Below are 12,362 nucleotides of genomic sequence, written 5' to 3' on the forward strand. Positions count from 1 at the left end.
GCAGCGGCGGTAGGGGAAAGGCTCAGAAGTTGTAGGTCACTTCCACGCCGTAGGTGGCCGGATCGCCGAGGTAGTTCTCGCTCGGGAAGATGCCGCCCCAGTTGTCGTAGGACGAGCTCACGTAGAGCTTGTTGAAGATGTTCTTCCCGAACGCGGCGACTTCCCAGGTGTCGGCATCGTTGTGCACGCCGATGCGCCCGTTGACGAGCCAGTACCCCTCCTGTCCGCTCAGGATGCGGTTGGCGAGCGAGTAGTAGGTGGTCGACTTGTAGGAGGCATCGCCCATCACGTAGACGCCGATGTCGTTGACGTGGACCGGCAGTTCCCAGCGGGCCTGCGCGGACATCGTGAAGTCGGGCGCGTTGGCGAGCTTGTTGCCGGTGTAGTCGTCGCCGCCTTCGGCGTTGTTGAACCTGACGATCTCGGAATGCATCAGGTTCGCCGAGGCGCGCAGGCTGAGCGCGTCGGTGGGCTGGAAGTTGAGTTCGCCTTCCACGCCGTAGATATGCGCATCGCCCGCGTTCGAGAGCACGATCACGTTGACGCCGCTGCGCACCTCGGTGACCATCGCCTGGAAATCCTTCCAGTTGTTGTAGTAGCCCGCGAGGTTGAAGGTCATGCGTCCGTCGAGCAGGGTGGACTTGAGGCCCGCTTCGTAGGCGTAGACGGTCTCGCCCTTGAACGGGTCGGTCTCGGCCTCGGAGAAGGCGATCGCGGCCTTGAAACCGCCGCTCTTGAAGCCCTTCGAGGCGCTGGCGTAGAGCAGCAGGTCGTCGCTGGCCTTGAAATTGATCCCGACCTTGCCCGAGAGATTGTCCTCCTTGAGGCCGTTCTCGATCCCGGCGACCAGCGCGGGAAGCGTCGAATCGCCATAAGGGTCGAGGTCGACCGCGTCGTAGTCGTAGCGCTTGTTCTCGTGGGTGAAGCGCAGGCCGCCGACGAGCTCGAGCTGCGGGGTGAGGTGGTAGCCGATCTGGCCGAAGCCGGCGACGGCATCGGTCTTCTGGACGTAGGACGTGTCGGCGCGGGTGTGGAAGAAGGTGTCGTCAAGCGCCTGGAGCGCGCTGCCGGCAACGCGGTCATAGGAATAATAGAGACCCGCGACGTAGTTGAACGGGCCATCGCCGTTCGAGGTGGCGCGCAGTTCCTGGGTGAAGGATTCGATGTCGTCGGTGTAGAGCGAATCGAGCTCGATCAGGTTGCTGCCGTCCGAATCGTCGCCGAGCGTGCGGTGGAAGTCGTTGTACGCGGTGATCGAGGTCAGCGTGGCCGCGCCCAGATCGTAGTTCATGGTCAGTTGCGCGTTGTACAGGCGCGAATTCTGCTGGTGGCCGTAGAGCTCGCTGTCGTCGACCGTGCGCCGACCCGGGCTGGTATCCTGTGCGCCGAAGAAGTCCATGCAGTTCGTTTCGTCGCGGACCCCCGCGAGCGCCGAGGCGCAATAGTCGCCGCTGCCGTCGGTGGCGTAGAAGCCGACGTGTTCGCGCAGCTGCACGTCCTGCTTGGTCTTGGTGTAACCCAGCTTGAGCGTCGCATCGAAGGCGTCGGTCGGCTGCCACAGCAGCTGTCCGCGCAGCGAGGTCTCGTTGACGTCGCCGATGGTCTCGCCGGTGGCGGTGTTCTTCTGCCAGCCCCCGCGCTGCTGGGTGGTCTTGAAGGAGAAGCGGCCGGCGAGCGTGTCGGTGATGCCGCCGCCCAGCGCCCCTTCGATCTCGGCGCGGTCGAAGCGGGCATAGCTCGCCTTCACGTAGCCCTGGCGCTCGAAGGTCGGCGCGCGCGAAATGATGTTGATGGCCCCGCCCGTGGTGTTGCGCCCGTAGAGCGTGCCTTGCGGGCCCTTGAGCACCTCGACGCGCTCGACGTCGTAGATCTGGCCCGACATCATCGGCGTGAAGGGCTGGATGACGTTGTCGAGGTAGAGGCCGACGGTGGGATTGTTGTTGCCGAACGTGTCGTTGAGGCTGAGGCCGCGGATCGAGATGATCGGGTTGGAGCCGCCCTGCACAGCGTTGAACGAGACACCCGGCGAAAGCGCGGCGAGATCGCTGGTGTCCTTCACGCCCAGCTCGGTGAGCTGCTTGTTCGAAAAGGCGTTGATCGAGATCGGGACGTCCTGGACCGTTTCCTCGCGGCGCTGTGCGGTGACGACAATCTGGTTGCCCGACGAAGCGGCCGGTGCGGCTTCGGTCTGCGCCTGGGCGGTGCCGGCGAGCAGCGCGGCCATGGATGCGCCGGCCAGCATGAAGGAATGCATGCGATTCATCAAAAGCTCCTCATCGCGCCCGCCCCCCGTGTTTGGCTCGGGGCAGGCCTGGTGCGCCGTGACGCTTTTGCGTTCGCGGCTGGATTTCTCCCTGCGAGGGTTGTTCCCCTAGCATGGAATAAAATTGGATCCAATATCCATTATCCCACTTGCAGACGAAAAAGTTTTGGCTAGGTTCGCGGGCAAATTCCGCAATTCCCAAGGAGGTTCACCCGGATGGAAGCATCCCGCGCCTATGTCGGCATCGATGTCGGCGGCACGTTCACGGATCTGGCCATGTACGATTCGGGCTCGGGCCTGTTCTCGACGGTCAAGGTCCCGTCCTCGCCCCCCACGTTCTGGCCTTCGGTGATCCAGGCGCTCGACGCCGCGCAGATCGACGCGACCCGCGCGGCCACGGTGCTGCACGGCACGACGGTCCACCTCAACGCCTTCCTCGAACGGCGCGGCGCCCGCATGGCGCTGGTCACGACCGAGGGCTTCCGCGACGTCTACGAGATGCGCCGGGGCAACCGTCCGCAGCCCTACGACATGCATTTTCGCTATCCCGAGCCGCTGGTGAAGCGCCGGGACATCTTCACGCTCGCCGAGCGCACGCTGGCCGACGGAACGGTTCAGCGCGCGCCGGACCCCGCCGCGATGGCCGCGCTTGCCAAGGATCTGCGCGCGGGCGGCTACGAGGCGGTGGCGATCTGCTTCCTCCATTCCTACCGCAACCCGGCCAACGAAAAGGCCGTCGCCGAGGCCCTGCGCGCGGCAATGCCCGAGGCCATGGTCGGCCCCTCGCACGAAGTCTGCCGCGAATGGCGCGAGTACGAGCGCACCAGCACCGCGGTGATCAACGGATATGCCTCGCCCGTACTCAAGCGCTATCTCTCGGACTTGCTCACCGCGCTCCGGGAGAAAGCCAATACCCGCCTCTTCCTGCTCCAGTCGAACGGCGGCCTGATGCGCGCCGAGGACGCGGGTGACCGGGGCATCCTGTCGCTCCTTTCCGGGCCCGTGGGGGGCAACGTGGCCGGGCGCGCGCTGTCACGGGAGGCGGGCTTTCCCAACCTCATCTGCATCGACATGGGCGGCACCAGCTTCGAGGCGAGCCTTGTCATCGATGGCGAATCGGTCGTCCAGAACGAGCGCGAGGTGGGCGGCTTTCCCGTCCTCTCGCCGATGGTGGACATCCACACGATCGGCGCGGGCGGTGGTTCGATCGCCTGGAACGACGCGGGCGCGCTTCGCGTCGGGCCGCAGAGCGCGGGCGCCCGGCCGGGGCCGGCCTGCTATGGCCATGGCGGCACCCAGCCGACCGTGACCGATGCCAATATCGCGCTTGGCCGGCTCGAGGACGGCTGTGCCTTCGGCGATCTCAAGCTGGACGCGGGCAAGGCGCGCGCCGCGATCGCGGCGTTCGCCGAAGGGTTCGCAATGCCGGGCAACCAGATGGCGCAGGGCATCCTCGACGTGATCAACGAGCAGATGGCCAACGCGATCCGCACCATCACCGTGCGTCGCGGCATCGATCCGCGCGAATTCGCGCTCGTCGCCTATGGCGGTGCGGGTCCGATGCACGCAGCCGACATCGCGCGCCTGCTCGGCGTGGGACAGGTGGTGGTGCCGCGCGCGGCGGGGGCCTTCTCGGCCTGGGGCATGCTCCAGTCCGACCTCGTCCACGACCATGCCGAAACCGTGCTCATGGATGCGCGCGACGTCGACTGGATCGCGCTCGACCACTGGTTCGCAGAGGCGGCGCGCGAACTGGGCGCACGGCTTCAGTCCGAGGGCGTGCCCGAGGAGCGCGTGGCCTTCGAGCGCATGGTCGACGTGCGCTACGCGGGCCAGGAAAACACCTTGAGCGTGACTCTCGAGCCCGCGCTCTTCGCGCAGGGCGAAGCCTGCGGCGCGGCGCTTCGCGCCCGCTTCGATGCCGACTACGTCAAGGTCTTCGGGCATTCCAACCCGGACGAGGCGATCGAGATCGCCACCTTGCGCCTGCGTGCGACGGGGCGCAGCGCGCTCGATGCGCGCACTTTGCTCGAGGCGGACGACGCGGTGCCCGAAAGCGCCGCGCCCGAGCGGACCGGCACCATCGTCTTCGACGGTGCCCCGCGCGAGACCCGCTTCGTCTCGCGTGGGGCGATGGCGGTGGACCAGGTCTTCGCGGGTCCTTGCGTGATCGAGGAATCGACCACCACCACGATCGTCCCGCCCGACTTCTCGGCCCGGATCGACGGCCTTGGCAATCTCATCCTGACACGCGCGGAGACGGCACAGTGAGCGCAGCACTCGACCCCATCACCAGCGAGGTGATCCGCAACGCCTACAACGCGATCGCCGACGACATGAGCGCGATGATCGCGCGCTCGGCCTACTCGCCGATCATCTACGAGGCGCACGACTACGGCATCGCCCTGTTCGACCGGCAGGCGCGCCTGCTCGGCCAGTATGCTGGCTTGCCGCTGTTCACCGGCGGCCTCGATGCAGGCCTCAAGGCCACCATCGCGCGCTACGGGCTCGAGAACCTGAAGGCCGGTGACGTCTATACCGTCAACGACACCTTCATCACCGGCGGCCATCTCAACGACGTCGACGTGATCGGTGTCATTGCCGACGAGGGCGAGGTCCTGGGCTTCATCGCCATCCGCGCGCACTGGGCCGACATCGGTACCGCCGAGCCGGGCTTTCCGGTCAACAGCCGCAACATCTTCCAGGAAGGCGTGCGCTGGGGGCCGACGCGCATCGTCGAGGGCGGTGCGTTCGTGCGTGACGTGATCGACCTGCTGTGCCTCAACAGCCGCGTCCCGCGCACCCTGATGGGCGATCTCAAGGCGCAGCTTGCCGCCATTCGCCTGGGCAGCGAGCGCATGATCTGGCTCAAGAACCGCTTCGGACAGGACACCATCGAAGCCTGCGCCCAGCAGATCTTCGACACCACCGAACGCAAGTTCCGCGCCTTCATCGCCTCGATCCCCGACGGTGTCTACACCGCCGAAGGCTGCTCGGACGACGACGGGGTGACCGACGATCCGGTCGAAGCCAAGGTTACCGTGACCATCGCGGGCGACACGATGACGGTCGACACGCACGGCTCTTCCAAGCAGCGCGCGGGCAACCTCAACACCGGTTTCGCCAACACCGTCTCGGCGGTGCGCCTCGCGCTCGCGCTGCTCTACCCCGACGCCGAGCCCGACATCAACGACGGTTCGTTCCGCGCGATCGAGGTCCTTGCCGAGCCGGGATCGATCTACGCCGCCGAGGCGCCCGCGCCCTGCATGCGCCCGCACCCGGTGATGCTGCTGATCGACCTCATCATCAAGGCGCTGTCCGACGTCCTGCCCGAACACGTCGCGGCGGGCCTGCCGGGCGATTCCTGGAATATCTTCCTGATGGGCACCGACCCGGCGAGCGGAAAGCGCTTCACCTGCGGTGAATCGCTCGACGGGGGCTGGGGCGCCAGCGCCAGGGGCGATGGACCGAGCGCGGTGATCCACTCGGCTGCGGGCGATTTCCGCAACATGCCGGTCGAGACGCTCGAACACAGCGCGCCGGTGCTGATCCGCCGCCTGGAACTGGGTGTCGACAGCGGCGGCGCGGGCACCTACCGAGGCGGCCAGAACTGCGTGAAGGAGTACGAAGCGCTGGCCCCGATGACCGCCACGCTGCACTTCGACCGTGCCAAGACCCCCGAATGGGGCCTGTTCGGGGGCGAGGACGGCGCGCCTTCGTGCGTCACCGTCTACACCGCCGAGAAGCCCGAGGGCTTCATAGTGCGCAAGGTCGAGCAGCTTCCGCTTGCCAAGGGGGACCGCTTCGTGGCGGAAACCGGCGGTGGCGGCGGCTATGGTCCTTACTCCGAGCGCAGCGCGCAGGCCCGCGCGGCAGACCTTGCCGACGGCATCGTCAGCGCCCCTGCCAGCACCTGATCGAACTTGTCCCAGGAGATCCCGTGAGCACGACATCGTCTTCCAGTCCCGCTGGCGAGTTCAGCCGCCTGCAATGGGCCGCGATCCTGTTCGTCGTGTGCTGCGGGTTCTCTTCGCAGATGGTCTCGCCACTGTGGGTCTCGGCGATCATTTCCGACTTCGGGCTGAGCGAAGCCGCGGCCGGCCGCGTGAGCTCGTTCGAGTTCATGGCGGTCGCCGTGGTCTCGGTGGTGGTTGCACTCAACATCACCCGTTTTCCGACGCGAAAGACGGTCATTGCCGGCATGGCGCTTCTCCTAATCGGCAACTTCGCCTCGGCCTTCACCCCCGATGAAAATGCCCTGACCCTCGCCCGCATGGTGTGCGGGGTCGGCAAGGGCCTGGTCGAGGCGGTTGTCTTCAGTCTCGTCGCCGGGACGACGAACCCGACACGCAGCTTCGCCACGCTCAACGTGGCCTATGCGGTGTTCTCGACCTTCTTCTACCTTTGCGTGCCCTACACGATCGTCTGGGAAGGCGCGGCGGGTGCCTTTCACACGATGGGCTTCGTCGGCGTCGTCGGCGCCCTGTTCCTGCCCTGGTTCCCGGAGCGGCCGCTGGCGCGCAGCGAGATCACCGGTTTCAGCCTGCGCGCGATTCCCGCTTATGGCATCGCGGCCTTCGTCGCACTGATCATCCTGTGGTCGGGACAGAACGCGATCATGACCTTCATCGACAGGATCGGTTCGCACCTGGGCATGAGCGGCACGGGCGTGGGACGCATCCTTTCCTTCGCCGCGCTGCTGACGATCGCGGGTCCGGTGCTGGCGCGGGTGATCGACACGCGCTTCGGCTTCACCGCGCCGCTGATGATCGCGATCGTGCTCGAGACCCTGGTCACGCTGCTGCTCGGCTATTCGCTCTCGACCACCGCTTTCACTTTGCTGGTCCCGGTGTTCATGCTGATGCCGCTGATCGTGACGCCCTACCTCATGGGCGTGCTTTCGCTCGCCGACCCCGCAGGGCGGCTCTCGGCCGCCTCGTCCGCGGCCATGACGGCGGGCAGTTCGCTCGGCGCGTGGCTGGGCGGCATGGCGCTGACCGGGGCGGGCTACACCGCGCTGTCCTGGACCGCGTCGGCCCAGTTCCTGGCCTGCGCACTTATCTTCCTGTTCATTGCCCCTGTCGCGACCCGGCTTGGCGCCCACGCGCGCGCTGCCGCCAGCGGCGCCTTTGGAGACCCCGAATGATCCTGTTCACCAATTGCCGCCTGATCGACGGCACGTCCGACACCGTGCGCGAGGGCATGCATGTCCTTGTCGAAGGCAAGACGATCAAGGAAGTCTCGGACGTGCCGATCACGGTCGAGGGCGCGCAAGTCTTCGACCTGGCTGGCAAGACGCTGATGCCCGGCCTGATCGATGCGCATTCGCACGTCTATTCGATCCACCTCAACTCCGCCAAGGAGCGGGGCATGCCGCACACGCTGATGATGGCGCACGCCGTTCACCGCGTGCGCGACATGCTGATGCGCGGTTTCACCACCGTGCGCGACGTGGCGGGGGGCGACTGGGGGATCAAGACCGCGGTCGAGATCGGCCTCGTCGAGGGCCCGCGCCTCTACGTCTCGGGCCGTGCGCTCAGCCAGACCGGCGGCCACGGCGACCACCGCGAGATCACCGACGAGACGATCCCATGCGCCTGTACATCCGCGCTCGACATCGCGACGCGGCTTGCCGATGGCCCGGACCAGGTCCAGCGTTTCGCCCGCGAGGAGCTGCGCAAGGGGGCCGATCACATCAAGATCATGGTCTCGGGCGGGGTCGGCAGCCCCTCGGACAAGCTTGAAAACACGCAGTACCAGATGGACGAGATCCGCGCCGCCGTGCTCGAGGCCGAGGCGCGCGGCACGTATGTCTGCGCGCATTCCTACACCGCCAAGAGCACGCGCCGCGCGCTCGAGGGCGGCGTGCGCACGATCGAGCACGCCAACTTCATCGACCTCGAGACGGCGAAGTTCGCGGCCGAGAAGAACGCCTTCATCGTGCCCACGCTGATCTGCTACCGCGAGTCCGCCGACAATGCGGACGAATACGGGCTGCGCCCCGAGGTGAAGCAGAAGCTTGCCGAAGTGAACGAGGCGGGGCTGCGCATGCTCGAGATCTGCGACGAGGCGGGCGTGGCGATGGGCTTCGGCACCGACCTCATGGGCGAGATGATCGCAGCGCAGTCCAAGGAGTTCGCGCTGCGCGCCAATGTTCTGAAGCCCATGGACATTCTCAAGTCCGCCACGTCGGTCAACGCCGAGATCCTCAACGAAACCGGGCGCCTGGGATGCATCGCGGTGGGCGCCTTCGCCGACCTCCTGGTGATCGACGGCGATCCCACTCAGCGGATCGAGTTGCTTGAACCGCGCTACGGCGCTATCCTCGCGATCATGAAGGGCGGCCGCTTCCACAAGCAGGCGATCGACTGATAAAGGAAGCGAATACATGGATTTGGCGGGAGATAGCAAGTTGGTGCGCAGCACCACGGCTATTGATGTGGCGCGTATTTTGCGGGCGCGTATTCTCGCTGGCAACTACGCCGCCGACGAGTTCATCCGCCAGGAAGTGATCGCCAAGGAGCTGGGGGTAAGCCGGATTCCGGTGCGCGAAGCGCTCGCCCAGCTCGAGGCCGAAGGGCTGGTGATCCGCCAGAAGTACCGCGGTGCGCTGGTCCCCAAGCTCTCGATCGGCGAGATCGAGGAAATCTACGAGGTGCGCGGCATGCTCGAGCCCTATCTGCTCGAGGCCGCCATCCCCAACATCACCCCCGAGGCCATCGCCAAGCTGCGCCAGGTGGTGGAACGCTCGCGCACGGCGCGCGACATGACCGAATGGGCCGGGCTCAACATGGAGTTCCATCAGGCGCTCTACAGCCTCGCGAACAAGCCGCTCTCGGTGCAGGTGCTGGAAAACCTGCTGACCCGTGCCGACCGCTACCTCAAGATGCAGCGCTTCCTGTCGAGCGAGACACAGGAGGAAAGCGACGCCGAACACCAGCGGATCCTCGACCTGATCGAGGAGGGCGACGCGCAAGGGGCGGTCAAGGCGCTGCGCGAGCACATCAGCTGGAACGCGCAGGACTTGCGCCGCACACTCGGCCTCGACACCTGAGCGCGGCGCGCCCGGCGTCGAGGCGGCGGGCGTTCAGACCGTGCGGCGGCGTGCGGTGATCTCGATCTCGACTTTTGCGCCCGGTGCGGGAATGCCCGTCAGCAGCGTGGTGTTCGCGGGCGGGCAGTCGGCGAACTTCTCGCGCAGCACACTGCACACGTCCTGAAGCCAGGCGATGTCGGTCAGGAAGACGCGATTGCGGATCACCATGTCGAGCCCGCTGCCGTGGGCCTCGAGCACGGGCTCGATCACGCGAAAGATGTTGCGCGCCTGCTCAAGGGCGCTCTCGGGCATCTCGCCGGTCGTGGGATCACCACCGACGGTGCCGGACAGGTGGATGTAGTCTCCCTCGACGACGGCGCGCGAATAGGCGGCCAATGTCTCGAAACGGGAGCCCGACGAAATGCGCTCGATGCTCATGAAACCTCACTTTAGGATATTGGATCCAATATCGCTAGCCGATTTGCGTCGACCGCGCAAAGGCGAACTTGGCCCGCAGGGCTATTCGGAGTCGAGCGCGTCGAGAAGGCGCTCCATCGCGGTTGTGACCTCGGCGGGATCGCGGGCGTAGCACAGGCGCAAATGGCCTTCGCCGCCGTGCACGAAGGCTTCGCCCGGCGCCACGCCGACCCCGCGCTCGATCGCGCGCTGCGCCATCGCGACGCCGTCCGCCATGGCCTCGATCCGGGGGAAGAGGTAGAAGGCGCCCTGCGGTTCGGGCACCGTGATGCGCGGTGAACGCGCGAGCACCGCGAGCGCGGCCGTGCGCGCTGCGTCGAGCCGGCGGGTCTGCTCGGCGAGGAAGCGCTCGCCGGCCGGTCCGAGCGCGACCAGACCGCCGCGCTGCACGAATGTCGGCGCGCACGAGGTGTTGAACTCGATCAGCTTTTCCAATGTCTGGATGAGTTCGCGCGGGGCCGTGATCCAGCCCAGGCGCCAGCCGGTCATGGCCCAGGACTTGGAGAAGCTGTTGATCGCGACGATCCGGCGGCTCTCGTCGAAATGGGCGAGGAACGAGGTGGGACGCGTGTCCTGCGGCACGATCCGCGCATAGACCTCGTCGGCGAGCAGCCAGATGCCGCGCCGGTCGAGCTCCGCCACGAGGCGCGCCATGTCGGCCTCGGGCATGCGCCAGCCGGTCGGGTTCTGCGGGCTGTTGATCAGCACCACGCGCGTCTTCTCGGTGCAGGCGGCGAGGATATCCTCGACCGGCAGCGTGAACTTCGTGCCTTCCAGCCGGATCGGCACTTCGCGCAAGGCGGCGCTCAGCACCTTGGGCATGGCGACCAGGTTGGGCCATGTCGGCACCGGCACCACCACTTCGTCGCCCGGATCGACCAACGCGGACATCACCAGCAGGAGCGCGTTGAGCCCCGAACTCGTGACCGCGACGTTGTCGAGCCCGGCTGAAGTGGCGAATAGGCGCTGCTGGTAGCGGGCGAGTTCGGCGCGCAGTTCGGTGAGCCCGAGGTTGGGGCCATAGTGCGTCTCGCCCATGAGCAGGCTTTCGCGCGCGGCCTCGGCGATCTCGGGCGCGGTGGTGAGATCGCTCTCGCCGAACCACAGCGGGATCACGTCGCTCTTGTCGAGATTGGCGTTGGCGAGCACGCGGATGAGCGAGCCGGGAAGTTCACGGGCGATCGGTCGCAAGGCAGGTCTCGTATCGGTTGGGGTGAGGAGCCGGGTCGGGAGGGTTCAGTCGAGGTTTTCGTAGAGCCGGTCGAGCAGGGCGAGCAGCTGGCCGAAGTCGTCCTGGGAGAAGCCCTTGATGATCTTTTCGTAAAGCGGTGAGGTGGCTTCGCGCGCGGCGGCGAGTTTCTGCGCGCCATGTTCGGTGAGCGCCAGTTCGCGCACGCGCCCGTCGCTGGCGCTGGGCGCGATCGTGACGAGGTTGGCCTTGGCCATGCGCTCGACGATGCGCATCATCGTCGAGAGGTTGATCACCGCCGATTTGGAGACCTGGCCGATGGCGAGCGGCGCGCGCTCGCCCAGGATCATCAGCACGCGCCAGGTGGGGATGTCGATCTCGAGCGGGCGCAGCACCGACTCGATCGCCACGTTGTAGCGGCTCGCCACGCGGTTGAGCTGGTAGAAGGGATAGGCATCGACCCGGAAATCGGACGAACCGGGATTTCCGAGCGCACGCAGATCCTCACGCATTGTCGTGTCCAAGGGCATTTTCCCGTCTCATATTATTTTTGTTGCAGATGCAACTAAATTCGATAGGTTCGATGCCATAGGGCCAAAAGGAGACACCATGTCCAGCACCGATGTTCTCGCCGCGTTTTCCCAAGCTCTGGCCTCGGGTCACATCCAGGTCGTCGATCTTACCCAGAATCTGAGCGAGGACACTCCGCTGCTGGTGCTGCCCGAACCGTTCGGCCAGACTGCGGCGTTCGCGCGCGAGGAAATCTCGCGCTACGACGAGCGCGGCGTCGCCTGGCACTGGCACAACTTCACGGTGGGCGAGCACACCGGCACGCATTTCGACGCGCCGGTGCATTGGGTCTCGGGCAAGGACCTGCCCGACAACACGGTCGACAAGGTGCCCGCGGAGAAGCTTGTCGCGCCCGCCGTCGTCCTCGATTTTTCGGCCGAGTGCGCGGCCGATGCCGACTTCCTGCTGAAGGAGGAGCACGTGAAGGCCTGGGAGGCCGAGCACGGCGCAATTCCGGCGGGCTGCTGGGTCCTGTTCCGCAGCGATTGGTCCAAGCGCGACGTCGCGGCCTACACCAACCGCCGGGAGGACGGCGCGCATACGCCGGGCCCGGATACGTGCGCGATCCGCTATCTGATCGAGCAGCGCGACGTGCTCGGTTTCGGGGTCGAGACGATCGGCACCGACGCGGGCCAGGCGCACCTGCTCGAGCCCGCCTACCCGGCACATACGCTGCTGCATGGAGCCGGAAAGTACGGTCTGCAGTGCCTCGAGAACCTCGACAAGCTGCCGGCCACGGGCGCCATCGTGATAGCCCCGCCGCTCAAGATCGTCGACGGTTCGGGCAGCCCCTTGCGCGTACTGGCGCTGGTTTCGGAGTAAGCGCA

9 protein-coding genes and 1 pseudogene are annotated in these 12,362 nt (G+C 66.4%); 6 read left to right on the forward strand and 4 right to left on the reverse strand.

All coding sequences use genetic code 11. The features are described 5' to 3' along the window. Positions 1–22: 22 nt before the first annotated feature. Positions 23–2,263, reverse strand: a complete 2,241-nt coding sequence (locus HT136_RS20505) for a TonB-dependent receptor (protein ID WP_214201714.1) — start codon at positions 2,261–2,263, stop codon at positions 23–25. A gap of 216 nt (positions 2,264–2,479) precedes the next feature. Here HT136_RS20505 and HT136_RS20510 point away from each other — a divergent pair, with 216 nt between their 5' ends. From HT136_RS20510 to HT136_RS20530, 5 genes are read left to right on the forward strand one after another with little or no spacing between them, the layout of a single operon-like run. Then, positions 2,480–4,534 carry a hydantoinase/oxoprolinase family protein gene (locus HT136_RS20510; RefSeq protein WP_214201715.1) on the forward strand — a complete coding sequence of 685 codons (2,055 nt, stop codon included), beginning with the start codon at positions 2,480–2,482 and terminating at the stop codon, positions 4,532–4,534. Then, entirely contained in the window at positions 4,531–6,180 is a 1,650-nt protein-coding gene (locus HT136_RS20515; RefSeq protein WP_214201716.1) for a hydantoinase B/oxoprolinase family protein, read from the forward strand. The genes HT136_RS20510 and HT136_RS20515 overlap by 4 nt, the downstream gene beginning before the upstream one ends. A 23-nt stretch (positions 6,181–6,203) precedes the next feature. Continuing rightward, on the forward strand, positions 6,204–7,409 hold the full coding sequence (locus tag HT136_RS20520; protein WP_214201717.1) for an MFS transporter: 1,206 nt from the start codon (positions 6,204–6,206) through the stop codon (positions 7,407–7,409). Continuing rightward, positions 7,406–8,635, forward strand: coding sequence for a metal-dependent hydrolase family protein (locus HT136_RS20525; RefSeq protein ID WP_214201718.1), 1,230 nt, complete (start codon positions 7,406–7,408; stop codon positions 8,633–8,635). The genes HT136_RS20520 and HT136_RS20525 overlap by 4 nt, the downstream gene beginning before the upstream one ends. A gap of 16 nt (positions 8,636–8,651) precedes the next feature. Next, positions 8,652–9,317, forward strand: coding sequence for a GntR family transcriptional regulator (locus tag HT136_RS20530; protein WP_214201719.1), 666 nt, complete (start codon positions 8,652–8,654; stop codon positions 9,315–9,317). A 33-nt stretch (positions 9,318–9,350) separates the two neighbouring features. Here HT136_RS20530 and HT136_RS20535 read toward each other — a convergent pair whose 3' ends face one another. The 3 genes and pseudogenes from HT136_RS20535 to HT136_RS20545 all read right to left on the reverse strand — a co-directional run bounded on the left by HT136_RS20535 (position 9,351) and on the right by HT136_RS20545 (position 11,489). Next, on the reverse strand, positions 9,351–9,737 hold the full coding sequence (locus HT136_RS20535; protein ID WP_214201720.1) for a Rid family hydrolase: 387 nt from the start codon (positions 9,735–9,737) through the stop codon (positions 9,351–9,353). 81 nt (positions 9,738–9,818) lie between these two features. After that, a pseudogene (locus HT136_RS20540) lies at positions 9,819–10,970 on the reverse strand (pyridoxal phosphate-dependent aminotransferase); the annotation flags it as partial. A 42-nt stretch (positions 10,971–11,012) separates the two neighbouring features. Next, positions 11,013–11,489: a MarR family winged helix-turn-helix transcriptional regulator gene (locus HT136_RS20545; protein WP_246544004.1), complete on the reverse strand. Its 477-nt coding sequence runs from the start codon at positions 11,487–11,489 to the stop codon at positions 11,013–11,015. An 85-nt stretch (positions 11,490–11,574) separates the two neighbouring features. Here HT136_RS20545 and HT136_RS20550 point away from each other — a divergent pair, with 85 nt between their 5' ends. Continuing rightward, a complete protein-coding gene (locus tag HT136_RS20550; protein ID WP_214201722.1) occupies positions 11,575–12,357 on the forward strand; it encodes a cyclase family protein in 783 nt (260 codons plus the stop codon). The last annotated feature ends 5 nt before the right edge of the window (positions 12,358–12,362 follow it).

This window comes from Novosphingobium profundi, from assembly GCF_018491765.1.
GTDB lineage: Bacteria > Pseudomonadota > Alphaproteobacteria > Sphingomonadales > Sphingomonadaceae > Novosphingobium > Novosphingobium profundi.